Genomic DNA, 24,575 nt, shown 5'->3' on the forward strand with positions numbered 1-24,575 from the left:
GCGGCGACCGGCCACGCAGCGCTCCCGCTACGCCGCCGACGTGCTGCTGGCGGAGGAAGAGCCCGAGGACGCCGACTTCGACCCGGAGGACGACGAGGACGACTTCGTGTCCGACGAGGACGACGAGGACTTCGCATCCGAGGAGGAGGACTTCGACGTGGCCGGGCTGCTGCTCGACGAAGAGCCACGGCTGTCGTTCCGGTAGAAACCGGAGCCCTTGAAGACGATGCCGACCGCGGAGAACACCTTCTTGAGGCGGCCATTGCAGCTGGGGCACTCGGTCAGGGCGTCGTCGGTGAACTTCTGCACCGCTTCGAGGCCCTCACCGCATTCGGTGCACTGGTACTGGTACGTCGGCACTGGTCTTCCTCCTGGCACTCTCACTCGATGAGTGCTAACGACGGTCCATAGTGACCTATTCCCCGGGGATCAGTCCACTGTCACCGGCACTCGGTGACCGACGACACGCGCGACGGTACGGCTGCGGGGGCTGCCCACCAGGCGCGTACGCAGCGCGAACAGGGTCGCCAGGGCCAGTGCCGTACCGGCCGCCGGCACCAGGAAACCGGCGCCTGTCCACAGCCGGTCCTCCAGCTGCCCGGCGGCCGTGACGGCGGCCGCCTGGCCCAGCGCGACCGCGCCGGTCAGCCAGGTGAAGGCCTCCGTACGGGCGCCGGACGGGACCAGGGAGTCGACCAGCGTGTAGCCGGTGATCAGGGCGGGGGCGATGCACATGCCGACCAGGAGGCCGAGCGCGGCGAGGACGAGCACGGAGTCGGCGGTCCACAGGGCGGAGGCGACCAGCGCGAGAGCCGTGTAGCCGATCACCAGGCGCCGCTGCGGGGCCGCCTTCCAGGCGATCGCGCCGCAGACGATGCCGGAGAGCATGTTGCCGGCGGCGAACACGCCGTACAGGACGCCGTTCAGGCCGGGCTCGCCGATCGACTCGGAGAAGGCGGCGAGGGAGACCTGCATGCCGCCGAAGACGGAGCCGATGCCCAGGAAGGTGACGATCAGGACGCGCACCCCGGGGACGGACAGGGCGGAAACCCGCTCCACGCGCGCGTGGGCGACGGGGAGGACCCGCGGCTGGGTGGCGCGTTGCGCGGCGAACAGCAGGCCGCCGATCAGGGTGAGCGCGGCCTCGGTGAGGAGGCCGGCGGCCGGGTGCACGGCGGTGCACAGCGCGGTCGCGAGCAGCGGGCCGAGGACGAAGGTCAGCTCGTCGGTGACGGATTCGAAGGCGGCGGCGGTGCTCATCAGGGGCGAGTCCTGGAGCTTGACGCCCCAGCGGGCCCGCACCATGGGGCCGATCTGCGGGACGGAGGCGCCCGTGGGCACGGCGGCGACGAAGAGCGCCCACAGGGGGGCGTCCATCAGGGCCAGCGCGGTGAGGGAGAGGCCGGCCGCGCCGTGGACGAGGACGCCGGGGATCAGGACGGCCCGCTGGCCGTGCCGGTCGGCGAGCCGGCCGCTCCACGGGGCGAACACGGCCATGGAGACGCCGGTCGCGGCGGCCACGGCGCCGGCCGCGCCGTACGAGCCGGTCGTGTGCTGGACGAGCAGCACGATGGAGAGCGTCAGCATCGCGAACGGCTGGCGGGCCGCGAAGCCGGGCAGGAGGAACGTCCACGCGCCACGGGTGCGCAGCAGCTGCCCGTAGCCCGGACGGGACGCCTTGGAGGTGTTCGAGGTGTTCGAGGAGACCGTGGATGCCACGGCCGTGCCTTTCCGCCGCCTGGTAGCGCGCCCGTGCGGGGGGCGCCGAGAGCTGTCCTCTTGCGCTACTGCGGTAGATGCCGTGCCCACGAGAGGGGGCGTGACGGCCGCCATACGGTCGCGCCAGCTCTGCGTCAGACAGAGTTGGTCCGATCAAGTGCGCCTTCATCGTACAGGGGGAATGGCCAGGTCACCTGTGAAAGTGAGCACCATGACCGGCCGTACCCTGCTTCCGGAGGGTGTGAACGGTCCGAAACCTGCCCTTAACGCGGGGCCCGCCCCCTCCGACCTCAGCGCCGCGAACCCCCGTCGCCGCCCCCGTTGCCCGTCCCCAGCCAGTCGGCCAGCTTGCCGCCCTGGCCGACGGCCCTGAGTCGGCGCTCCGCCTGGTCCCGGACGGGGTCGGTGGCGACGACGAGGAGTTCGTCGCCGCGTCGCAGGACCGTGGTGGGCAGGGGCACGAAGGACTTGCCGTCGCGGACGACGAGGGTGACGGCGGCGCCGGCGGGCAGCCGCAGTTCGTTGACCTCGACGCCGTGCATACGGGACTTCTCGGGGATGGCGACGGACAGCAGGTGGCCGCGCAGCCGCTCCAGGGGCGCCGATTCGATGCCGAGGTCGGCCGCCTCGTCGCCGGAGCCGCCCAGCCGCAGCTTGCGGGCCAGCCAGGGCAGCGTCGGTCCCTGGACGAGGGTGTAGACGACGACGAGCACGAAGACGATGTTGAAGATCGTGCGGCTGCCCTCGACGCCGCTCACCATGGGGATCGTCGCCAGGATGATGGGCACCGCGCCGCGCAGCCCGGCCCAGGAGAGCAGGGCCTGCTCGCGCCACGGCACGCGGAACGGCACCAGCGCGACGACGACGCTCAAGGGGCGCGCCACCATGGTCAGCACCAGGCCGATGACGAGCGCGGGCCAGATGTCGTCGCCCATCTCGTGCGGTGTGACCAGCAGGCCGAGCAGGACGAACATGCCGATCTGGGCGATCCAGCCGACGCCCTCGGCGAAGCCCCGGGTGGCCGGCCAGTGGGGCAGCTTGGCGTTGCCGAGAACCATGGAGGCCAGGTAGACGGCGAGGAAGCCGCTGCCGTGGGCCAGGGCGCCGGCGGCGTACGCGGCGACGGCGATGGCCATGACGGCGATCGGGTAGAGGCCGGAGGCCGGCAGGGCCACATGGCGCAGACCCCAGGAGCCCAGCCAGCCGACGGCGAGGCCGATGGCGGCGCCGATCGCCAGTTCCAGCGTTATCTTGCCGATCAGGACGTACCAGTGTTCGACCGGTCCGGCCATGGAGAGCGAGGCGACGAGGATGACCACCGGGGCGTCGTTGAAGCCGGACTCGGCCTCCAGGGTGCCCGTCACGCGCGCGGGGAGCGGGATCTTGCGCAGCACGGAGAAGACGGCCGCCGCGTCCGTGGAGGACACGACCGCGCCGATGATGAGCGACTGCCGCCAGTCCAGCCCGATCAGATAGTGCGCGCCCGCGGCGGTGACGCCGACGCTCACCGCGACTCCGACCAGTGCCAGTGAGCTGGCGGCCGGCAGGGCCGGCTCGATCTCCTTCCACTTCGTGCCGAGGCCGCCCTCCGCCAGGATCACGACGAGGGCCGCGTAGCCGATGACCTGGGTCAGTTCGGCGTTGTCGAAGTGGATGTCGCCGATGCCGTCCTGGCCCATGGCGATGCCGATGCCCAGGTACACGAGCAGGCTGGGGAGCCCGCTGCGCGACGAGATCCGGACCGCGGCGACCGCGACGAGAAGGACGAGCGAGCAGACGAGCAGGAGCTGGTTGAGATCGTGGACAGTCAGCGGGCCGTACCTTTCTTGCCGAACCGCACGTGGTTCCGAGTGTGGGGTGCCGAGCACCGGATGCGGGCACGCGCGCGGGTGGGCATGCGAAGCCGATCACGGAAACCGTGCGATCGCGGTTACATCAGTGCAAGTACTTCGTTACCTTACCTAACTCTTGACGATTTCTTGACGCTTGCGAGGGCAAGATCGAACAGTCGTCCGCGCCAGTTCCCGACTCCGCGTCAAGTCGTGTCGGGCCCTGCGCCTATGGTTGCTCCAGCGTTCAGTACAAAGCACAGCCCGACCTGCCGCTCGTGTTAGGACAGCAAGGACAGCGATGCCCACCGACACCACCCCCTCCGGCCAGCAGTCCGGCAAGTCCGGCAGGAAGAAGGGGCGCAAAGTCCGTCTTCTCCTGATCGTCCTGGTCCTGGCCATCATCGGTGGCGTCGGCTACGGGGCGTTCTGGTCCGTCTCCACCGTGCGCGCCTCCTTCCCGCAGACCAAGGGGTCGATAACCCTGGACGGTCTGACGGGACCGGTCGACGTCAAGCGCGACGGGTACGGGATCCCACAGATCTACGCCTCCTCCGACGAGGACCTGTTCATGGCGCAGGGCTACGTCCAGGCGCAGGACCGGTTCTACGAGATGGACGTGCGCCGCCACATGACGGCCGGCCGCCTCTCGGAGATGTTCGGCGAGGGCCAGGTCGACAACGACGAGTTCCTGCGCACCCTCGGCTGGCACCGGATCGCCGAGGAGGAGTACAAGAAGACGCTCTCGGCCGGGACGAAGAAGTACCTCGACGCGTACGCCAAGGGGGTCAACGCCTACCTGGCCGGCAAGGACGGCGACGAGATCTCCGTCGAGTACGCGGCCCTCGGCTTCGCGAACGACTACAAGCCCGAGGAGTGGACCCCGGTCGACTCGATCGCCTGGCTGAAGGCGATGGCGTGGGACCTGCGCGGCAACATGCAGGACGAGATCGACCGCGCCCTGATGACCAGCCGCCTCGGCCCCAAGCAGATCGCCGACCTGTACCCGCAGTACCCGTACAGCCGCAACGGGACGATCGTGCGGGAAGGCCAGTACGACGAGCTGACCAAGACCTGGTCGGACGGGTCGGGTTCCGCGCAGGGCACCGACGGGTCCACGCAGGGCACCGGGGGCACGGGGACGGGCACGGGGACCGCCGGGACGTCCACCGACTCCGGAGCCCTCCAGACCCAGCTGGACGGCCTCTACAACGTCCTGGAGGACCTGCCCGAGGCCGTCGGTGTGAACGGCAACGGCATCGGCTCCAACTCATGGGTCGTCTCCGGCGACCACACCATCACCGGCAAGCCGCTGCTCGCGAACGACCCGCACCTGTCGGCGTCGCTGCCGTCGGTCTGGTACCAGATGGGCCTGCACTGCAAGTCCGTCTCCGCGAAGTGCCAGTACGACGTCTCCGGCTACACCTTCTCGGGCATGCCCGGCGTGATAATCGGCCACAACGCCGACATCGCCTGGGGCATGACCAACTCCGGCGTCGACGTCACCGACCTCTACCTGGAGAAGCTCACCGGCGACGGCTACCAGTACGGCTCGAAGGTCCTGCCGTTCGACACCCGCGAGGAGACCATCGAGGTCGCCGGCGGCACGTCCAAGACGATCGTCGTCCGCACCACCAACAACGGCCCCCTGCTCTCCGACCGCAACGACGAACTCGTCCAGGTCGGCAAGAAGGCCACGGTCGACCAGGACGCCCCCGACCGCGGCGACGGCTACGGCATCGCTCTGCGCTGGACGGCGCTCGACCCCGGCACCTCCATGGACGCCGTCTTCGCCATGAACAGGGCCAAGGGCTGGGACGACTTCCGCGAGGCCGCCGCCCTGTTCGACGTCCCCTCGCAGAACCTGATCTACGCCGACACCGAGGGCCACATCGGCTACCAGCTGCCCGGCAGGATCCCCACCCGCGGCAAGGGCGACGGCTCGCTGCCCGCACCGGGCTGGGACCCCGCGTACCGCTGGGACGGCTACATCGACCAGGACGAACTGCCCTACGAGTACGACCCGGAGCGCGGCTACATCGTCACCGCGAACCAGGCCGTCGTCGACAAGAAGTACCCGTACACGCTCACCACGGACTTCGGCTACGGCACGCGCGCGCAGCGGATCACCAGCCTGATCGAGTCCAAGATCAAGGGTGGCGGCAAGATCTCCACCGACGACATGCGGCAGATGCAGATGGACAACAGCAGCGAGATCGCCAAGCTGCTGGTGCCGCTGCTGCTCAAGATCGACGTCGGCGACAAGAACGTGCGCGAGGCCCAGAAGCTCCTGGAGGGCTGGGACTACACCCAGGACGCCGACTCGGCGGCCGCCGCGTACTTCAACTCGGTGTGGCGCAACATCCTCAAGCTCGCCTTCGGCGACAAGCTGCCCAAGGAACTGCGTGTCGAGGGGCAGTGCCTGTCGGTCGAGCCGGTCGACACCACCGGGCCCGCCGACGAGGACCGGCGGGTGCGCGAGTGCGGTAAGCGCGACGCGGACCAGGCGCAGCCGGACGGCGGCGACCGCTGGTTCGAGGTGGTCCGCCGGCTCGTCGACGACCAGGACAACGCCTGGTGGTCCACGCCGAAGACGCGCAACCTGAAGGCCGCCGACACCCGGGACGAACTGTTCCAGCGGGCCATGCGGGACGCCCGCTGGGAGCTGACCGCCAAGCTCGGCAAGGACATCGACAGCTGGAGCTGGGGCCGGTTGCACCGCCTGTTCCTGAAGAACCAGACCCTCGGCACCGAGGGCCCCGGTTTCCTCCAGTACATGCTCAACCGCGGCCCCTGGAAGCTCGGTGGCGGCGAGGCCACGGTCAACGCCACCGGCTGGAACGCGGCAGGCGGCTACGAGGTCGTCTGGGTGCCCTCGATGCGGATGGTGGTGAACCTCGGGGACCTCGACAAGTCCAAGTGGATCAACCTCACCGGCGCCTCCGGGCACGCGTACAACGCGCACTACACCGACCAGACCGACAAGTGGGTCAAGGGCGAGCTGCTGACGTGGTCGTTCTCGGACAAGGCGGTCGAGGACGACACGAGCGACACGCTGCTGCTCAAACCGTGACACCCGGCTGAACACGGAAAGCGGCCTCCACGCACGCGTGGAGGCCGCTTTCGTGTCCGGATCACCGGAACCGGCGTGCCCCCGACGGCGTCACCACCGCGTGCACCGGGCGGTCGTGCGGCTCCTCCGGGACGCGGTCCAGCACTTCCGTGTCGTAGAGGAGCACCAGCAGCGCCGGGTCGGCGCCCGCGCGGTCCAGGCGGGCCAGGACACGGTCGTAGGAGCCGCCGCCCCGGCCGAGACGCATCCCGCGCGCGTCGACCGCCAGGCCCGGCAGCAGGACGACGTCGGCGGTGGTCACGGCGTCCGGGCCGAGGCGCTCGCCGGCGGGTTCGAGGAGTTCCATGCGGCCGCCGTGCCGCACGCGCGCGAGGGAGGCCTCTCCCGCGTAGACGCCCCAGTCGAGGTCGTTGTCGGGCAGCAGCACCGGGAGCAGGACGCGCGCGCCCCGCGCGCGGAGTGCGTCGAGGAGCGCGAGGGTGCCCGGTTCGCTCCCCACGGACACGTACGCCGCGACCGTGCGCGCGCGCGCCAGTTCGGGCAGATCGAGGGCCCGGTCCGCAAGGGCGACCGTCGTTTTCCGGACGTCATCCGGCGTCAACCCGTTCCTCACCAGGAGGAGCTCTCGTCGCAACATTCGCTTGGAAAGCTCCGGTTCAGGTCCCATCCGGCTCACAGGTGGCTCCAGTATTATTCGTAATCGGCTCATATGAGAACGAATTCATCGGAGCCACAGATTCCCCACAAAGGCACCGGATATGGTTCCGCCCATGAGTGAGGCGAACCCCAGGATCAGCAAGGCTGTCATCCCCGCGGCGGGTCTGGGAACCCGGTTCCTGCCGGCCACCAAGGCGACTCCCAAGGAGATGCTGCCGGTGGTGGACAAGCCGGCGATCCAGTACGTGGTGGAGGAGGCCGCGTCGGCGGGACTCGACGACGTCCTGATGATCACCGGCCGCAACAAGCGCCCCCTCGAGGACCACTTCGACCGCAACTACGAGCTGGAGTCGGCCCTTCAGAAGAAGGGCGACGCCCACCGGCTCGCCAAGGTCCAGGCGTCCAGCGACCTCGCGACCATGCACTACGTCCGCCAGGGCGACCCCAAGGGCCTCGGTCACGCCGTCCTGTGCGCCGCCCCGCACGTGGGCGACGAGCCCTTCGCGGTCCTCCTCGGCGACGACCTGATCGACCCCCGCGACCCGCTCCTGCAGCGCATGGTCGAGGTGCAGGAGTGCCACGGCGGCAGCGTCATCGCCCTCATGGAGGTCGCGCCGGAGCAGATCCACCTCTACGGCTGCGCGGCCGTGGAGGCCACCGAGGACGGCGACGTCGTCAAGGTCACGGGCATGGTCGAGAAGCCGGACCCGGCCGACGCCCCGTCGAACTACGCGATCATCGGCCGCTATGTCCTCGCCCCGCAGATCTTCGACGTGCTGCGGCAGACCGAGCCGGGCCGCGGCGGCGAGATCCAGCTCACCGACGCCCTCCAGCAGCTCGCCGCGGACGAGAAGGTCGGCGGCCCCGTGCACGGCGTCGTCTTCAAGGGCCGCCGCTATGACACCGGGGACCGTGGCGACTACCTGCGTGCCATTGTCAGACTCGCGTGCGAACGTGAAGACCTGGGCCCGGACTTCCGGACCTGGCTTCGCAGTTACGTAGCCGAGGAGATGTAGCCGAATTGAGCACCGCCGCGACCCGCACCACCGGCCGGGACCACCTCTGGTCGGTGACCGAGCACCTGGAGGACATCCTCGCCACCGTGCGCCCCCTGGAACCCATCGAGCTGCAACTCCTCGACGCCCAGGGCTGCGTCCTGGTCGAGGACGTCACGGTGCCGGTGTCACTGCCGCCGTTCGACAACAGCTCCATGGACGGGTACGCCGTGCGGGTCGCGGACGTCGCGGGCGCGAGCGAGGAGTTCCCCGCCGTGCTCACGGTGATCGGCGACGTCGCGGCGGGCCAGACGGAACAGCCCCGGGTGGGCCCCGGCGAGGCCGCCCGCATCATGACCGGCGCCCCCCTGCCGCCCGGCGCGGAGGCGGTCGTCCCGGTCGAGTGGACCGACGGCGGCCTCGGCGAGGGGCCCGTCTCCGGGATGCGCGCCCGCAGCGCGAACCCCGAGGGCGCCACCGGCCAAGTCGCCGTGCACCGCGCCGCCGAGGCACGCGCGCACGTGCGCGCGGAGGGCAGCGACGTCAAGGCCGGCGAACGCGCCCTGGCGGCCGGCACGATCCTCGGCCCGCCCCAGCTCGGCCTGCTCGCCGCCATCGGCCGCGCCTCCGTACGCGTACGCCCGCGCCCGCGCGTGGTGGTGCTCTCCACCGGCAGCGAACTGATCCCGCCGGGCGACACCCTGGCCTCCGGCCAGATCTACGACTCCAACAGCTTCGCCCTGACCGCCGCCGCCCGGGACGCGGGCGCCATCGCCTACCGTGTCGGCGCCGTCGCCGACGACGCCGAGACCCTCCGCTCCACCATCGACGACCAGCTGGTCCGCGCCGACCTGGTGGTCACCACCGGCGGCGTCAGCGTCGGCGCCTACGACGTCGTCAAGGAGGCGCTGGAGTCCGTCGGCGACGAGGACGAGGAGGGCGCCGGCATCGACTTCCGCAAGCTCGCCATGCAGCCCGGCAAGCCCCAGGGCTTCGGCACCATCGGCCCCGACCACATCCCGCTCCTCGCCCTCCCCGGCAACCCGGTGTCGTCGTACGTCTCCTTCGAACTCTTCGTCCGGCCCGCCATCCGCACCCTGATGGGCCTCGACGACGTCCACCGGCCGACCACCACGGCGACCCTGCGGGCCCCCAAGGCGCTGACCTCGCCCGCGGGCCGTCGGCAGTACCTGCGCGGGACGTACACCGACGGCGCAGTCACCCCCGTGGGCGGCGCCGGATCGCACCTCGTCGCCGCCCTCGCGCACGCCGACGCGCTCATCGTGATCCCCGAGGACACCGAGTCCGTCGAGCCGGGTACGGAGGTCGAGGTCGTCCTGCTCGGCTGAACCGTCGAGGGTGGCGTACCGTGTCGCGCACAACAGGCCGCGCGCCGCACCGCGACGGGCCCCGACCGGGAGCGCCACACCACCATGAGTACGCCGCAGGACCGACTGACCCACATCGACGAGGCAGGCGCAGCCCGCATGGTCGACGTCTCCGGGAAGGACGTGACCGCGCGCACCGCCCGCGCCAGCGGCCGGGTCCTGGTCTCGCCGGCCGTGGTCGAACTGCTGCGCGGCGAGGGGGTGCCCAAGGGCGACGCCCTAGCCACCGCGCGCATCGCCGGGATCATGGGCGCCAAACGCACCCCCGACCTGATCCCGCTCTGCCATCCGCTGGCGGTCTCGGGCGTCAAGGTCGACCTGGCGGTCGCGGACGACGCCGTCGAGATCCTCGCGACCGTCAAGACCACCGACCGCACGGGCGTCGAGATGGAGGCCCTCACGGCGGTCTCCGTCGCCGCCCTCACCGTGATCGACATGGTCAAGGCGGTCGACAAGGGCGCGGTCATCACGGACGTCCGCGTCGAGGAGAAGACGGGCGGCAAGTCGGGCGACTGGAGCCGGGCATGACGACTCCCACCGACGAAGCCCGCCCGGCCCAGTACCGCGCGCTGGTCGTGACCGCCTCCAACCGGGCCGCCGCCGGCGTCTACGAGGACCGGGGCGGCCCGTTGATCGCCGAGGGGCTCACAAGGTTCGGTTTCACCGTCGAGGGCCCGCAGGTCGTGCCCGACGGCGACCCCGTGGAGGCCGCGCTGCGGGCGGGCGTGGACGCCGGCTACGACGTGATCGTCACGACCGGCGGCACTGGCATCTCACCCACCGACCGCACCCCCGAGGCCACCCGCGCCGTCCTCGACCACGAGGTCCCCGGCATCCCCGAGGCGATCAGGGCGTACGGCCGGGACAAGGTGCCCACCGCCGCGCTCTCCCGGGGCCTCGCCGGAGTCGCGGGTCGCACGCTGATCGTCAACCTGCCGGGCTCCACCGGCGGCGTACGAGACGGCCTGGCCGTACTGGAACCGGTGCTCGTCCACGCCGTCGACCAGATCCGCGGCGGGGACCACTCCAGACCCAGTCCCGGGGGTGCGAGCTGAACAGCCCATCCTGGCCCGTGGTGCTGGTGGACGGCGAGGTCGTCCTCCGGCCCATAAGGATGCGCGACCAGCGGGCCTGGCGCGAGGTCAACCGGCGCAACCGGGACTGGCTGCGGCCCTGGGAGGCGACCATTCCGCCGCCCACGCCCAGCGGGCCCATCGCGCACCGGCCGACGTACCGTCAGATGGTCCGCCATCTGCGGGCGGAGGCGAACGCGGGCCGGATGCTGCCGTTCGTGATCGAGTACCAGGGGCGGCTGGTCGGGCAGTTGACGGTCGCCGGCATCACCTGGGGCTCCATGTGCTCCGGCCACGTCGGCTACTGGGTCGACGAGTCGGTGGCCGGGCGGGGCGTGATGCCGACTGCGGTCGCGCTCGTCGTCGACCACTGCTTCCGGACCGTCGGACTGCACCGCATCGAGGTCTGTATTCGCCCCGAGAATCGGCCCAGCCGACGGGTCGTGGAGAAACTCGGATTCCGCGAGGAAGGCCTTCGTCCACGATATCTTCACATCGACGGCGCCTGGCGCGACCATCTCGTCTTCGCGCTCACCGCCGAAGAGGTGCCCGAGGGTCTGCTCGGCCGCTGGCAGCGGGAACGGGCACGGAACGCGCGCAACGCGGGTTCCGACGCCGGCAAGCCCGGCCAGCCGTAATAAATGAAATGCATGTTCGAAAAAAATTGCACGGATGTGCGACCAACGGCCGGGCGAACGACCGGGTTGAACGAGTCGGTGCGTTCTCGGCACGTTAATTTCGCGCTCTCGGTGGCCCGCTGATCGGATCGGTCACAAAAAAAGCTCGAAATATCAGCCAGATCGTGCGACACACCGGCTCAATTGGCGGATGGCCTCACGCAAACCCCTCTACCGTGTGAGGCGTGAGCAGCAGCGGCCTCATCTACGCAGTCATCGTCGGGGCCTGGGCCGCCTACTTGGTGCCGATGTGGCTCCGTAGGCAGGACGAGCTGAACGAAGCCCGTCCGACGGAACGCTTCAGCACCGCCATCCGGCTGCTTTCCGGCCGGGCGGGGATGGAGCGCCGATACGCCAGGGACCTGCGGGCGCGCTCCACCGACGAGGGGGAGCCCAGCGCCGAACCGGACGACGTCACCGACTCGGTGGACGTCCGGGCCTTCGCCATGCCCCCGCACCGGGAGCACACGAAGGCGCAACTGCCCGTGGAGCGGGGTGAGTCACCGCAGCAGGGCCAGCAGTCGCAACACCCGGGGAAACCGGCGACACAGGCACCGGCGCAGGCGAAGCCGGTGCCCCAGCAGGGCGGCGCGCCCGCGGCCAACGAGGGCGCGGTCAAGCAGGGAGCGGCCCAAGTGCCCGCTCCCGCGCGGGCGAAGCGGCCGGGCCGGCAGACGGCGGGCGCACGCCGGGGCGACTCGGCGGAGGCCAAGGCGCGGGCCCAGCGCTCGAAGGTGCTCGCGCGCCGCCGGCGTACGACCGTGATGCTCTTCCTCGCCTTCTCGCTCGGCGCGATCGTCGCGGCGGTCGGCGGACTCGCCTTCCTGTGGGCGCCGGCCGTACCGGCGGTGCTGCTGAGCACGTACATCGCGCATCTGCGCCGCCAGGAGCTGAAGCGGTTCGCGTACACGATGGACCGGCGGCAGGCCGAGGTGGCGGCGCAGCGACTGCGGGAGCGGCAGCCCCAGCGGCGGCGCCCCGCGCCGGACCCGGTGGACACCGACGAGCCGGAGGACGGACCCGAGAGCGAGGAGACCCGGGCCGAGCTGACCGCGCTCGCGGCCGACCGCCGCGCCCTCGTCGAGCAGACCGACCACGCCGAGTGGGTCGACCAGCAACGTGAGCGCCAGCGGCGGCCCGGCCAGGGCGACAGCTGGGACCCTGTCCCGGTGCCGCTCCCCACGTACGTCACCGCGCCGGTCGCGCCCCGGGCCACGTCAGGGGTCGACCTCGGTGCCCCGGACGCGTGGAGCTCCGCGCGCTCCAGCGCGGCCGACCCGCACGGCTCGTCGGGCGCCCCCGCGAACTCCCCGAGCGCCTCGGGGCGCGCGCCGGAGGGGGAGCGCGGCGGTGAGGAGGGCGCGGACGACACCGGCCCCGGGGAGGCGGCCGACGCACCCGACGGCGGACGTTCCGACGCCCGCCGGGCCGCGTCCGCGCGCCGCTCCCGGGAGCGGGGGCGTACGCCGCTCTTCGACCAGTACGAGGACGGCGACCGGCCGCGCGCGGCCAACGAGTGACCCTCGCGGCCTCGGATCTGCCACTCCACTGACCAGCCACGAGGCCGGCCGCAGGCCGCCCGGCGGCCTCGTGGATACGGATTTCCGAGCAGCGCGATCGGGGTGCTAGAGTTTCACTCGTTGCAAGGGCCTGTGGCGCAGTCTGGTAGCGCACCTCGTTCGCATCGAGGGGGTCTGGGGTTCAAATCCCCACAGGTCCACGCACAGCTCAGAGCCCCCAGTGGTGAAAACCACTGGGGGCTCTGACGTGTTGTCAGGACGGGACGTCGGCGTTCGGTGCCGGTTCCGTGATGGCGTCGAAGTACGGCCAGCCGTTCACTTCGAGCGTATGGGCGCCTGGGTGGCGGGCCAGGTTCGGGGCGGCGGCGTCCAGGAGGCGGCGGACCGTGCCGGGTTCGTGCAGGTTGAGGTAGGTGTGGTCCGAGAGGCGGACCAGGGCGCCGGAGTCGAAGTAGCAGTTCGAGACGACGCGGCCCTCTGACGGGCTGAAGAGCAGGACCAGGCGGCGTCCCCGAGGGCCCTCGGGGTAGAGCGACAGCTTCAGGTGGCAGTGGTCGTAGGCGACGTTGGAGCGTTGACGGACGGTCCAGTGCCAGGTGGTGTCGCCCACGACGAGACGGCGAAGGCGTGTGTTCTTCTTCACGGGCACACCGTAGAAGCCCGACACCCCGGTGGGCACCGGGATTTACTCGCCCGGCGTCAGGGGTGGAGCGGCTTCGCGAAGCACAGGCTCAGTTCGTGGAAGCGGTAGTAGCCGAACTTGGCGCAGGGCTCGTAGCCGCTGGAGGTGTAGAGGGCCACGGCCTCGGGCTGCTTGGAGCCGGTCTCCAGGACCATGCGGGTACGGCCGCAGGCGCGCGCGTCGGACTCCAGTTCGCCCAGTATGCGGCGGGCCAGACCCAGGCCCCGGGCCCCGGGTGTCACATACATCCGCTTGATCTCGGCGTCCCCGTCCTGGTTCCCCTCGTCGTTGGCGTCCTGGGTGCGCCAGCCGCCCGTGGCGAGGGGGGTGCCGTGTTCGTCGTAGGCGATCAGGTAGAGCCCGGCCGGCGGGACGAAGTGCGCCGGGTCCATGGGGGTCGCGTCGCCCTCGTCGCCGTAGCGGACGCCGTACTCGGCCTGGACCTCGTCGTTCAGCTTGACGGCGTCGGGGTGGTCGAAGGCGACCCGGCGGATAATCATGTCAGGCATCGTACATCTATGCATGTGCATGCTCCAGGTTCGCTCCGCGGGGTCCGTCCGGTGTGATCTTCGTCGGAAACTGGACCCTGTCCAAGGTACGGGTATCGTGCCGGGGTGCTGACTGTGACCTCTGTGAATGTGAACGGGCTGCGGGCCGCCGCGAAGAAGGGCTTCGTGGAGTGGCTCGCCGGGACCTCGGCGGACGTGGTGTGCCTCCAGGAGGTGCGGGCCGAACCGGAACAGCTCCCCGATGGGGTGCGGCAGCCCGAGGGATGGCACGTCGTGCACGCCCCGGCCGCCGCCAAGGGGCGCGCGGGGGTGTCGCTCTACAGCCGGCGTGAGCCCGACCGGGTCCGGATCGGCTTCGGGTCGGCCGAGTTCGACGGCAGCGGGCGGTACGTGGAGGCCGATCTGCCCGGTGTCACCGTGGCCAGCCTCTACCTTCCCTCCGGCGAGGTGGGGACCGAGCGGCAGGACGAGAAGGTCCGGTTCATGGATGAGTTCCTCGCCTATCTCAAGGAGCTGCGCGAGCGTGCCGCCGCCGACGGGCGCGAGGTGGTCGTCTGTGGCGACTGGAACATCGCCCACCAGCCGGCCGACCTCAAGAACTGGCGCGGGAACCAGAAGAACTCCGGGTTCCTGCCGGAGGAGCGGGCCTGGCTCGGGCGGGTGTTCGACGAGGCGGACGGGGCGTACGTCGATGTGCTGCGCGCCCTGCACCCCGACGTCGAGGGTCCCTACACCTGGTGGTCGTACCGGGGGCGGGCCTTCGACAACGACACCGGTTGGCGAATCGACCACCAGGTGGCCACGGCCGGGCTCGCCGGCAAGGCGGTCAAGGGGTTCGTGGAGCGGGCCGCGACCCATGCGGAGCGATGGTCGGACCATGCGCCGGTGACGGTGGTCTACGACCTCTGACCCGCGCGGAGTCGAGACCGACCGCGGGTCCGGGCCGAGGGTGCCGGAGGGTGCTGGTCGGCCAGGTGACCGGCGGGGCCGCCGGCCCGCTCCAGCAGGCTCAGTGGTCCTGGTCGTCCGGGGTCGGCTGTCGTAGGCGGCGGTCCAGGGCCAGGGAGAGTTCCGCCTCCGCCACGCTCTTCGCCAGGGGGCGCAGGCGGCGGAGGTCCTCGGGGGTGCGGCCCGGCTGGGCGAGGACGAGGTCGGTGAAGAGGGTGGCGAGGGCCTCGGCGTGTTCGCGGACGCGGCGGCCGGCGCAGAGGACGTCGGCGAGGGGGACGCCCTCGCGGACCAGCGCGGCCGAGACGTCGAGGAGGCGGCGGCTGATGTGGACGATCTCGCCCCCGTCGGTGCCGAGGTAGCCGAGGTCGAGGGCGGCGGCGAGGTTCTCCGGGGTGGCCTGGTCGCCGAAGTGGTCGGCGAGCTCCTCGGGGGTGAGGCGGACCGGCACCTCCTCGGTGGGTGCCCCGAGGCCGAGCAGGTCGCCCACGTCGCGCCCCTCGTCGAAGGCCTCGGCCAGCTCCGCTATGCCGCTCAGGGTGTGGCCGCGTTCCAGCAGGGCCGCGATCGTGCGCAGCCGGGCCAGGTGCGTGTCGTCGTACCAGGCGATGCGGCCCTCGCGGCGGGGCGGGGGGATCAGTCTGCGCTCCCGGTAGAAGCGCAGGGTGCGTACGGTGATGCCGGCCGCCTCGGCCAGCTCCTCCATGCGGTACTCGTGTCGCGCGCCGAGCCGCTCGGCGTCCCGCCCACTGTCTCGCTCGCCGTCTTCTGCCACCCGCGCAGCCTATGTCGTACCGCTGGTAACTCCAGAGCGCGCGACCCCTACCCATCGGTACGGTCCTGCCCTACGCTCCCACTGCGCCAGTGATTACTGGCGCGGACGTGTAGGTGCGAACGCGGTGTGCGCACGCGATGAGGCGTGGAGGTACCGGATGGGCGAGCACAAGGGCGGGAACGGGCCGCATGTGCGGGTGGCGGTGGTCGGGTCCGGGTTCGGCGGGCTGGGGGCGGCCGTACGGCTGCGGCGCGAGGGGATCACCGACTTCGTCGTCCTGGAACGGGCCGGATCGGTCGGCGGCACCTGGCGGGACAACGACTATCCCGGGTGTGCCTGTGACGTGCCGTCCCATCTCTACTCGTTCTCGTTCGCGACCGACTACGCCTGGCCGCGCGCCTTCTCCGGGCAGGAGCACATCCGGGCCTATCTGGAGCACGTGACGGACGTCTTCGGGCTGCGGCCGCACCTCCGCTTCGACTCCGAGGTGCTGCGGATGGCCTGGGACACGGAGCGGCTGTGCTGGGACATCGAGACCAGCGGCGGGCCGCTCTCCGCCGACTTCGTCGTCTCCGCCACGGGACCGCTCTCCGACCCCAAGGTGCCGACCGAGGCCGAGCTGCCGGGGCTCGGCTCCTTCCCCGGGAAGGTGTTCCACTCCGCCCGCTGGGACCACGGCTACGACCTGCGCGGCAAGCGGGTCGCGATGATCGGCACGGGCGCCTCGGCGATCCAGATCGTGCCGGCGATCCAGCCCGAGGTCGGCCGGCTGACCCTCTTCCAGCGGACGCCGCCCTGGGTGCTGCCGCGCGTCGACCGGGGCATCAGCGGCGCCGAGCGGTGGCTGCACGAGCGGCTGCCGTTCGCCGCCCAGGCCCGGCGCGGACTGCTGTGGGGTGTACGGGAGTTGCAGGTGCAGGCCTTCACCAAGCGGCCCAACCAGCTGGGCCTGGTGGAGCGGTTGGCGAAGCGGCACATGGCACGGAGCGTCAAGGACCCGGAGCTGAGGGCCCGGCTCACCCCCGACTACCGCATCGGCTGCAAGCGCATCCTGCTGTCCAACACCTACTATCCGGCGATCACACGGCCCAATGTCGACGTGGTCGCCTCCGGGCTGGCCAAGGTCGACGGCTCCACGCTCGTCGCCGCCGACGGGACCGCCGCCGAGGTCGACGCGATCGTCTTCGGCACCGGGTTCCACGTCACCGACATGCCCATCGCCGACCGGGTGGTGGGCGCCGACGGGCGCACGCTCGCCGAGGCCTGGGCGGGGAGCGGGATGCGGTCGCTGCGCGGGGCGTCGGCCGCCGGGTTCCCCAACTGGATGACGATCATCGGGCCCAACACGGGGCTCGGGAACTCCAGCATGATTCTGATGATCGAGTCGCAGCTCAACTACATGGCGGACTTCGTACGGCAGTTGGGCGTGCTGGGCGGTCGGGTGGCGCTCGACGCACGGCCCGGGGCCGTCGACGCCTGGACCGCGCGGGTGCACAAGCGCATGGAGCGCACGGTGTGGAACACCGGCGGCTGCACCAGCTGGTACCTCGACGCGAGCGGCCGCAACACGACCGTCTGGCCGGGCACGACCACCGAGTTCCGCAGCGCGACCCGGCGGGTCGACCTGAGCGAGTACGAGGTGGTGCGGGGTGCCCCGCCGGGTACGAGGAACAGCGGCGGGGCGACGCACACGGAGCAGGACACGGAGAAGGTGGAGGCCGGGGCGTGACCCGACTGACGCATGTGAAGCACGGGCCGTACGCGCCGCCGGTAGCCGTACGGGAGTTGGCGGCCGTGTCCGCCGACGGGGCGCGGCTGCACGTCGAGGTGCACGGCCCGCAGGACGCGCCGACGGTGGTGCTCGTGCACGGCTGGACCTGTTCGACGGCCTACTGGGCGGCGCAGGTCCGCGACCTCGCCGTCGACCACCGTGTCGTCGTCTACGACCAGCGTGGGCACGGCCGCAGTCCCGCGTCCGCCGTGTGCAGCGCGGAAGGACTCGCCGACGATCTGGAGGCGGTGCTCGAGGCGACGCTCGCGCCGGGCGAGAAGGCAGTGCTGGCCGGGCACTCCATGGGCGGGATGACCGTGATGGCCGCCGCCGGGCGGCCGGGCTTCCGCGAGCACGCGGCGGCGGTCCTGCTGTGCAGCACGGGCAGTTCGCAGCTGGTCGCCGAGTCGCTGGTCGTGCCGCTGCGGCCGGGGCGCCTGCGCACCTGGCTCACCCGGAAGGTCCTCGGCTCCCGGGCGCCGCTCGGGCCGGTCACGCCGGTCGCCCGGCGGATCCTCAAGTACGCCACGATGGGCCCCGGTTCGTCGCCGGTGATGGTGGAGGCGTGCGCGCGGATCGTGCACGCGTGCCCGGCCCGGGTGCGCCACGCCTGGTCGCACGTCCTCGACTCGCTCGATCTCGACCACGGCGTACGCGAGTTGACGGTGCCGACGGCCGTCGTCGTGGGCACCGCGGACCGGATGACCCCGCCCGTGCACGCGCGGGCGCTGGCCGCCGCGCTGCCCGACTGCGTGGGCGTGAGCGAGCTGACCGGGGTGGGACACATGTCGCCGGTGGAGGCGCCGGAAGCGGTCACCGCACGCATACGCGAGCTGGTGGCGACGTACGTACCCGCTGGGCGGGACGAGTTGGAGGAGGCGGGCGCATGAGCAACGGCAGCACCCTGGAGGGGCGGGTCGCGGTCGTCACCGGGGCCGCGCGGGGCGTCGGGGAACTCCTCGCGCGCAAGCTCTCGGTGCGGGGGGTGAAGGTCGCGCTCGTCGGCCTCGAACCGGACGAGCTGAAGCGGGTGTCGGAGCGGCTGTACGGGGAGAGCGAGTACTGGCACGCCGATGTGACCGACCACGAGGTGATGACGCGGGTCGCGGCCGAGGTGAAGGAGCGGTTCGGGCGGGTCGACATCGTCGTCGCCAACGCGGGTGTCGCCAACAGTGGGCCGTTCGTGGACTCCGACCCCGACTCCTGGCGGCGGGTGATCGAGGTCAACCTTGTCGGATCGGCCGTCACCGGGAGGGCGTTCCTGCCGGCGCTGATCGAGAGCCGGGGGTATCTGCTGCAGATCGCCTCGCTCGCGGCGATCACCCCGGCGCCGATGATGACGGCGTACTGCGCGTCCAAGTCGGGCGTCGAGGCGTACGCGCACTGTCTGCGGGCCGAGGTCGGGCACCAGGGGGTGGGCGTCGGGGTCGGGTATCTGTCCTGGACCGACACGGACATGGTGCGCGGGGCCGACAAGGACGAGGCGCTGCGGGAGTTGCGGGAGCGGCTGCCGTGGCCCGCCGGGAAGACGTATCCGCTGGGGCCGGCCGTGGACCGGCTCGTCGCGGGGATCGAGCGGCGGTCCAGTCATGTGTACGGGCAGTGGTGGCTGCGGGGGATGCAGGGCGTGCGCGGGTATCTCCCGGGGCTCATCGGGACGTTCGCGCCGCGCGAGGTGCGGCGGATGGAGCCGAGGCTGCGCGGGGTGGCCAAGGGGCTGGTGGGGGCCGGTGGGGCGGCGGACGAGCGGACGCGGGGGGTGGGGGCGGCGGAGTCGCACTAGGGCCTGCCGTTTCGCCCTAGCTGTGCGTCACCGAGCGTCACTGATCGAAATGCGTGGGATGTCCGTGCGTGTTTGTCTGGTCGAGGCCCGATCCCCTCACCCGAAACGGGAGTGAATCCACATGGGCATGAAGGACCAGTTCCAGGACAAGGCTGAGCAGCTGAAGCGGAAGGCCGGGCAGTCGCCGGAGGAGCGGCAGCGGGCTCAGCGGCCTGGTGAGCGCGAGCCCCAGCGCCAGCCGCAGCCCGGGCAGCCGCAGCGTGAGCACGGGCAGCCCCAGCGCGAGCAGGGCCGGCCGCAGCGTGAGCACGGGCAGCCGGAGCGCGGTGCGCGACGCCGTGACGAGGAGTCCGAGAGGCTGATGCGGGACGAGGAAGACCGCGTCCGCCAGGACTTCGACGTGTAACTCCCGCACCCGGCCCCGTCCGTGTGCGACGCGGGGCACCCTCCATCACCGGAGGGTGCCCCGCGTTCCTGCGTTCCGCCGGGCCGCCGACGCTCCTGTGGGCAGGCCGCCGTCCCTTACGAGGTTGTTCTCGGGGGCAGTTGGGGGCGGGATCTGTTCGGGACGTTGGTGTAGTCCGGGGGAGTTGCCGGGGGGCGGGCCTTCAGGAGGTTCAGGGACAGGGTCACCGCTGCTTCCAGTTGGGTGTTGCGGCCCTCTGCCCAGTCCAGTGGGGTGCGGAGGGTTTCCAGGTCCGGGGTGACGCCCCGGTTCTCGACGGTCCAGCCGTACGCGTCGAACCAGGCCGCGTTCATGGGCACCGTGATGACCGTGCCGTCGCCGAGCTGGTGGCGGCCGGTCATGCCGACGACGCCGCCCCAGGTGCGCAGCCCCACGACGGGGCCGAGCTGCAGCAGCTTGAACGCGGCGGTGATCATGTCGCCGTCGGAGGAGGTCGCCTCGTCGGCCAGGGCGACGACGGGACCGCGCGGGGCGCTCGACGCGTACGACACCGGCTGCGCGTTCCTCGTCAGGTCCCACCCCAGGATCGTGCGGGTCAGCTTCTCCACCACCAGTTCGCTGATGTGGCCGCCCGCGTTGCCGCGCACGTCGACGATCAGGGCCGGCCGGGAGACCTCCAGGCGCAGGTCGCGGTTGAACTGGGCCCAGCCGGAACCGCCCATGTCCGGGATGTGCAGATAGCCGCAGTGGCCGCCGCTCAACTCCCGTACGACCTCCCGGCGTTTGGCGACCCAGTCCTGGTAGCGCAGGGGTCGTTCGTCGATGAGGGGGACCACGGCGACCCGGCGGGGGCGCTCCTCCCCCTCGGTGTCGTCGGGGTCGTCGGTGTCGTCGGTGTCGTTGGGGCCGTCGGAAGAGTGGTGGGCGAAGGTCAGCTCGACCGTCGTGCCGCCCGCGCCTGCCAGCAGGGGGTACGGGCCCGTCGTCGGGTCCACCGGGCGGCCGTCGACGTGGGTGAGGGCCGCGCCCTCCCGGATGCCGGTGCCGGCCAGGGGTGAGCGCGCCTTGGAGTCGGAGGAGTCGCCGGGCAGGATGCGGCGGATCGTCCAGTCGTCGCCCCGGCGGACGAAGTTGGCGCCCAGGAAGCCCTGGCGGCGCTGGTAGTGGGGCGGGCCCTCGTTGCGGCGGGCGGGGGAGACGTAGGCGTGGGAGGTGCCGAGTTCACCCAGTACCTCCCTCAGGAGGTCGGCGAACTCGTCGGGGGAGGCGACCCGTTCGACCAGCGGGCGGTACTGGGCGAGGACCCCGTCCCAGTCGATGCCGCTCATCCGAGGGTCCCAGAAGTACGCGCGGATCAGCCGGCCGGCCTCCTCGTACGACTGGCGCCACTCGGCGCCCGGGTCGACCTCGTGCGGGATGCGCCGCAGGTCGATCCAGACGGTCGTGTCGCCGTCGCCGGACTCGGTGGCGGGGACGGCCCGCAGGTCGCCCTCGTCCACGACGACGAGCCGTGAGCCGTCGCCGCTGACCGCGAACCAGTCCAGGTGGTCGACGAGTTCGGACTTCCTCGCCTTGCTGATGTTGAAGTATTCGAGGGTCGGGCGCCCGGTCATGTCGTCCGGGTTGGCGAAGGTCTCGCCCAGGGCGCCCGAGATCGGCCAGCGCAGCCAGACCAGGCCGCCGCCCGCGACCGGGTACAGCGCCGAGTACTTCGAGGCGGTGACCGGGAACGGAGTGACACGGTTCTCCAGGCCCTCCGTCTCCACGGTCACCGTGCCGTCGGAGCCCTCGTCCTCGGTCGGGTCCATGCCCCCGGCGACCGGGCGGCCGTCGGGGTTCAGGGCGAAGGGGGAGGGCGTGGCGGAGGAGAGCGGGACCAGGTAGGGGCGGCAGCCGAGCGGGAAGGACAGGTCGCCGGTGTGCACGTCGTACACCGGGTCGAAGCCCCGCCAGGACAGGAAGGCGAGATAGCGGCCGTCGCTGGTGAACACCGGGTTCTCGTCCTCGAAGCGGCCGTTGGTGACGTCGACGACGGTCCGGTCCTTCATACGGGCCATCTTGATCTGGCGCAGGCTGCGGCCGATGCCGGGGTGGGACCAGGTCAGCCAGGCGCCGTCCGGGGAGAAGGCGAGGTCGCGGACGGGGCCGTTGAGTGAGGTGATGAGTTCGGTGACCTCGCCGTCCGACTCCTCGGTTCCCGCGGCGGCGGCCGCCTTGTCGGGCACGGTCAGCAGGAGGACGCGGCCGTCGTGCGAGGCGACGGCGAGACGTTCGCCGCGCGGATCGGACACCAGTTCCAGGACGCGGCCCAGCTCGCCGGAGGCGAGGCGGCGGGGCTCGCGCGCGCCGGTGGCCCGGGGGAGGTGGGCGATCTCGATCGCGTCCTCGCCGTCCGCGTCCGTCACGTACGCCACCTGACCGCTGGAGCCCAGCATCTCCGGCAGCCGGACGCGGACGCCCGGGGTGTCGGCGATGGTCCGGGCGGGGCCGTCGCGATGGGTCAGCCAGTAGAGGCTGCCGCGCACGACGACCGCGCTCGCCCGGCCCGTGTCGTCCACGGAGATGCCGTCGACGTGCTGGGCGGCCGGCACCTGGTACGGCCGCCGCCCGGTGCGCGCGCCGCCGAGCCGTACGTCGAGGCGGCGCGGGACGGCGTCGGCGGCGAGGTCGTCGACGAGCCACACGTCGCCCGCGCACTGGTACACCACGCGGGTGCCGTCGCTGGCCGCGTGCCGGGCGTAGAACGCGTCGTGGTCGGTGTGCCGGCGCAGGTCGGAGCCGTCGTAGGCGCAGGAGTAGAGGTTGCCTACGCCCTCGTGGTCGGAGAGGAAGGCGATCCGGCCGCCGACGAACATGGGGGAGTGCAGATGGCCGTCGAGGTCGGCCAGCAGCCGCTCGCCGTGCAGCCAGAGGCGGCCCGTGGCCCCGCCCCGGTAGCGCTTCCAGGAGGCCGGTTCGTGCGGGGGCGTGCCGGTGAGCAGCAGGGTGCGGCGCTCGCCGTCGATCTCGGCGGACTGGATGTCGGAGACCGGGCCCCAGGGCAGTTTGCGGCCGGGGTCGCCGTCCGGGCTGACCTTATAGGCCCAGGTGAAGTGCGAGAACGGCTCGCCGTGGGAGGCGACGGCCAGGATGTCCGAGCGGCCCTCCCGGTCCGGGGGCGTCCAGCCGCGGACCTCGGTGTCGGGGCTGCCCCAGTAGGTGAGCCGGCGGGCGGGGGCGCCACCGTCCACCGGGGTCAGATGGATCTCCGGGAGGAGGCTCCGCCAGCTCGTGTACGCGATGTGCCGGCCGTCGGGCGAGAAGCGCGGGGTGGCGACCTTCGTACGGTCGACGGTGAGCCGCCAGGCGCGGTCCGAGCCGTCGAGCGGGGCCAGCCACAGGTCGTCCTCGGCGACGAAGCAGAGGCGCTCGCCGCTGAGGTGGGGGTGGCGGAGGTAGCCGGAGTCCCGGCCCGTTCCTTGCTCGTAGCTGTCGCTCACCCACCCATGTTTCTCCGGCCGGAGGGCACCGGCAACTTCTACGCTCCGCGCCTGGGGCCGGGGCCGCCGGGGTGAGCGGCGGGTTAGCGACCGGGCGATCGACGGGTGATCGGCCGGGTGACCGGTGGGTGATCGGCCGGGTGACCTACGTGGATGACCGGCCCCGTGACCGATGGGTGATCGACCGGGTGGCCGATCGGACGGCCGGCCCCGTGACCCGGTGGGTGATCGACCGGATGGCCGGCCCCGTGAGCCAGCGGGTGAGAGACCGCGTGGCCGACTGCGTGGCCACCGCGTGAGCGAACGCGTGCGTACTGCGTGGCCACCGCGTGAGCGAACGTGTGCGTACTGCGTGGCCGACTCCGTGGCCACCGCGTGCCCTGCGCGTAAGCGACCGCATGCTCAGCGCGTGACCGACCGCATGCTCAGCGCGTGACCGACCGCGCGCCGACCGTCTGCCCACCGCGTGACCCAGCACACGAACGAAACGGTTTCGTTTTCTTCGGCTCTCACGCTATCGTTAAGCGTACGAAACCGTTTCGTTCGGGAGCCGGTGTTCGGTCGGTTCATCCGTGCCGTGCCGCACGGCCGGTAGCCTTGGCGTCTCGAACGCGCAATCGCAGCAAGGGGAGTGGGATGACTGAGACCGCGACGGCGCGCCGCAGTCGGATCACGCCCGAGCGCGAGGCCGAGCTCTACGCGGCCGTCCTCGACCTGCTCCGGGAGGTCGGCTACGACGCCCTCACCATGGACGCCGTGGCCGCCCGCACCCGGTCCAGCAAGGCCACCCTCTACCGCCAGTGGGGCGGCAAGGCCGAGCTGGTCGCGAAGGCGATGCGGCACAACAAGCCGGGTGCCGACATCGGCTCGGTCGACACCGGGTCCCTGCGGGGAGACCTGCACGCCCTGGTGATGACCACCGATGACTGCGCCATGGAACAGAACAACGCGCTGGTGCGGGGTCTGGCCATGGCGGTGCACGGGAACCCGGACCTGCTGCAGGCCTTCCGTGAAGTGATCATCGAGCCGGAGATGCTGGAGATCCGCCGAATGGTGCAGCGCGCCGTCGACCGGGGTGAGGTCCGTCCGGACAACCCCGCCATCGACTACGTGGTGCACATGTTCGTCGGCGCCTTCGTCGCGCGGGGCCTGATCGAGGACCGGCCGCCCACGCAGAGCTTCCTCCGGTCCTACCTCGACGCCGTCGTCCTCCCCGCCCTCGGCGTGTCAACCACCCGCTAGATCCCCGTAGTTCGGCACGAACCCCGTCCGACCCCACCGCTCATGTCGT

Annotated in this window: 21 protein-coding genes and 1 tRNA gene; 14 read left to right on the forward strand and 8 right to left on the reverse strand. The window is 71.5% G+C overall.

All coding sequences use genetic code 11. The features are described 5' to 3' along the window. Nucleotides 1-27: 27 nt before the first annotated feature. From PUR53_RS11040 to PUR53_RS11050, 3 genes are all read right to left on the reverse strand, one after another. Complete coding sequence (locus PUR53_RS11040; RefSeq protein WP_329908174.1) at nucleotides 28-360, reverse strand: FmdB family zinc ribbon protein; 333 nt, start codon at nucleotides 358-360, stop codon at nucleotides 28-30. Between the two features lie 69 nt (nucleotides 361-429). Continuing rightward, the gene (locus tag PUR53_RS11045) at nucleotides 430-1,719 is read right to left on the reverse strand and encodes an MFS transporter (protein WP_329900534.1); all 1,290 of its coding nucleotides are present in this window, start codon (nucleotides 1,717-1,719) and stop codon (nucleotides 430-432) included. A gap of 290 nt (nucleotides 1,720-2,009) precedes the next feature. Further along, nucleotides 2,010-3,587 (reverse strand): potassium/proton antiporter, encoded by a 1,578-nt coding sequence (locus PUR53_RS11050; RefSeq protein WP_329900535.1) that lies wholly within the window; start codon nucleotides 3,585-3,587, stop codon nucleotides 2,010-2,012. Nucleotides 3,588-3,849: 262 nt separating this feature from the next. Here PUR53_RS11050 and PUR53_RS11055 point away from each other — a divergent pair, with 262 nt between their 5' ends. Further along, entirely contained in the window at nucleotides 3,850-6,621 is a 2,772-nt protein-coding gene (locus PUR53_RS11055; RefSeq protein WP_329908175.1) for a penicillin acylase family protein, read from the forward strand. 61 nt (nucleotides 6,622-6,682) lie between these two features. Here the strand turns inward: PUR53_RS11055 and PUR53_RS11060 are convergent, their stop codons facing one another. After that, nucleotides 6,683-7,258, reverse strand: a complete 576-nt coding sequence (locus PUR53_RS11060; RefSeq protein ID WP_329908177.1) for a 5-formyltetrahydrofolate cyclo-ligase — start codon at nucleotides 7,256-7,258, stop codon at nucleotides 6,683-6,685. A gap of 133 nt (nucleotides 7,259-7,391) precedes the next feature. Here PUR53_RS11060 and galU point away from each other — a divergent pair, with 133 nt between their 5' ends. The 7 genes from galU (at nucleotide 7,392) to PUR53_RS11095 (ending at nucleotide 13,131) form a co-directional block, all read left to right on the forward strand. Continuing rightward, nucleotides 7,392-8,294: a UTP--glucose-1-phosphate uridylyltransferase GalU gene (galU, locus tag PUR53_RS11065; protein ID WP_329900538.1), complete on the forward strand. Its 903-nt coding sequence runs from the start codon at nucleotides 7,392-7,394 to the stop codon at nucleotides 8,292-8,294. Nucleotides 8,295-8,299: 5 nt separating this feature from the next. Then, nucleotides 8,300-9,622 (forward strand): molybdotransferase-like divisome protein Glp, encoded by a 1,323-nt coding sequence (gene glp, locus PUR53_RS11070; protein WP_329900539.1) that lies wholly within the window; start codon nucleotides 8,300-8,302, stop codon nucleotides 9,620-9,622. A gap of 84 nt (nucleotides 9,623-9,706) precedes the next feature. Next, nucleotides 9,707-10,189 (forward strand): cyclic pyranopterin monophosphate synthase MoaC, encoded by a 483-nt coding sequence (moaC, locus tag PUR53_RS11075; RefSeq protein ID WP_329900540.1) that lies wholly within the window; start codon nucleotides 9,707-9,709, stop codon nucleotides 10,187-10,189. Further along, the gene (locus tag PUR53_RS11080; protein WP_329908179.1) at nucleotides 10,186-10,716 is read left to right on the forward strand and encodes a MogA/MoaB family molybdenum cofactor biosynthesis protein; all 531 of its coding nucleotides are present in this window, start codon (nucleotides 10,186-10,188) and stop codon (nucleotides 10,714-10,716) included. Before moaC ends, PUR53_RS11080 begins: the two co-directional genes overlap by 4 nt. Before the next feature lie 20 nt (nucleotides 10,717-10,736). Beyond that, nucleotides 10,737-11,372, forward strand: a complete 636-nt coding sequence (locus PUR53_RS11085; protein ID WP_239755140.1) for a GNAT family N-acetyltransferase — start codon at nucleotides 10,737-10,739, stop codon at nucleotides 11,370-11,372. 224 nt (nucleotides 11,373-11,596) lie between these two features. After that, nucleotides 11,597-12,931 (forward strand): divisome protein SepX/GlpR, encoded by a 1,335-nt coding sequence (gene sepX, locus PUR53_RS11090; protein ID WP_329900542.1) that lies wholly within the window; start codon nucleotides 11,597-11,599, stop codon nucleotides 12,929-12,931. Nucleotides 12,932-13,057: 126 nt separating this feature from the next. Then, nucleotides 13,058-13,131 (forward strand) — tRNA-Ala (locus PUR53_RS11095). A 53-nt stretch (nucleotides 13,132-13,184) separates the two neighbouring features. On the opposite strand, the gene PUR53_RS11100 is transcribed toward PUR53_RS11095, so the two are convergent. Together PUR53_RS11100 and PUR53_RS11105 are read right to left on the reverse strand one after the other, a co-directional pair. Continuing rightward, nucleotides 13,185-13,574, reverse strand: coding sequence for a hypothetical protein (locus tag PUR53_RS11100; RefSeq protein ID WP_329900543.1), 390 nt, complete (start codon nucleotides 13,572-13,574; stop codon nucleotides 13,185-13,187). Nucleotides 13,575-13,630: 56 nt separating this feature from the next. After that, on the reverse strand, nucleotides 13,631-14,113 hold the full coding sequence (locus tag PUR53_RS11105) for a GNAT family N-acetyltransferase (RefSeq protein WP_329900583.1): 483 nt from the start codon (nucleotides 14,111-14,113) through the stop codon (nucleotides 13,631-13,633). A gap of 123 nt (nucleotides 14,114-14,236) precedes the next feature. Between PUR53_RS11105 and PUR53_RS11110 the strand changes: the two genes are divergently transcribed. Next, nucleotides 14,237-15,031 (forward strand): exodeoxyribonuclease III, encoded by a 795-nt coding sequence (locus PUR53_RS11110; RefSeq protein WP_329908180.1) that lies wholly within the window; start codon nucleotides 14,237-14,239, stop codon nucleotides 15,029-15,031. A gap of 100 nt (nucleotides 15,032-15,131) precedes the next feature. Here the strand turns inward: PUR53_RS11110 and PUR53_RS11115 are convergent, their stop codons facing one another. Further along, nucleotides 15,132-15,845, reverse strand: coding sequence for a MerR family transcriptional regulator (locus PUR53_RS11115; RefSeq protein WP_443078273.1), 714 nt, complete (start codon nucleotides 15,843-15,845; stop codon nucleotides 15,132-15,134). Nucleotides 15,846-16,002: 157 nt separating this feature from the next. On the opposite strand from PUR53_RS11115, the gene PUR53_RS11120 reads away from it, so the two are divergent. The 4 genes from PUR53_RS11120 to PUR53_RS11135 all read left to right on the forward strand — a co-directional run bounded on the left by PUR53_RS11120 (nucleotide 16,003) and on the right by PUR53_RS11135 (nucleotide 19,805). After that, nucleotides 16,003-17,574 carry a flavin-containing monooxygenase gene (locus tag PUR53_RS11120; protein WP_329900545.1) on the forward strand — a complete coding sequence of 524 codons (1,572 nt, stop codon included), beginning with the start codon at nucleotides 16,003-16,005 and terminating at the stop codon, nucleotides 17,572-17,574. Continuing rightward, the gene (locus PUR53_RS11125; RefSeq protein ID WP_329900546.1) at nucleotides 17,571-18,506 is read left to right on the forward strand and encodes an alpha/beta fold hydrolase; all 936 of its coding nucleotides are present in this window, start codon (nucleotides 17,571-17,573) and stop codon (nucleotides 18,504-18,506) included. Before PUR53_RS11120 ends, PUR53_RS11125 begins: the two co-directional genes overlap by 4 nt. Continuing rightward, nucleotides 18,503-19,399: an SDR family oxidoreductase gene (locus tag PUR53_RS11130; RefSeq protein WP_329900547.1), complete on the forward strand. Its 897-nt coding sequence runs from the start codon at nucleotides 18,503-18,505 to the stop codon at nucleotides 19,397-19,399. Before PUR53_RS11125 ends, PUR53_RS11130 begins: the two co-directional genes overlap by 4 nt. Nucleotides 19,400-19,520: 121 nt before the next feature. Continuing rightward, the gene (locus tag PUR53_RS11135; RefSeq protein WP_329900548.1) at nucleotides 19,521-19,805 is read left to right on the forward strand and encodes a hypothetical protein; all 285 of its coding nucleotides are present in this window, start codon (nucleotides 19,521-19,523) and stop codon (nucleotides 19,803-19,805) included. A gap of 116 nt (nucleotides 19,806-19,921) precedes the next feature. On the opposite strand, the gene PUR53_RS11140 is transcribed toward PUR53_RS11135, so the two are convergent. Further along, nucleotides 19,922-23,284 carry a S41 family peptidase gene (locus PUR53_RS11140; protein ID WP_329908181.1) on the reverse strand — a complete coding sequence of 1,121 codons (3,363 nt, stop codon included), beginning with the start codon at nucleotides 23,282-23,284 and terminating at the stop codon, nucleotides 19,922-19,924. Between the two features lie 636 nt (nucleotides 23,285-23,920). Here PUR53_RS11140 and PUR53_RS11145 point away from each other — a divergent pair. Then, the gene (locus tag PUR53_RS11145) at nucleotides 23,921-24,526 is read left to right on the forward strand and encodes a TetR/AcrR family transcriptional regulator (RefSeq protein ID WP_329900550.1); all 606 of its coding nucleotides are present in this window, start codon (nucleotides 23,921-23,923) and stop codon (nucleotides 24,524-24,526) included. Nucleotides 24,527-24,575: the final 49 nt, after the last annotated feature.

Source organism: Streptomyces sp. SP18BB07 (assembly GCF_036322545.1).
Classification (GTDB): Bacteria; Actinomycetota; Actinomycetes; order Streptomycetales; family Streptomycetaceae; genus Streptomyces; species Streptomyces deccanensis.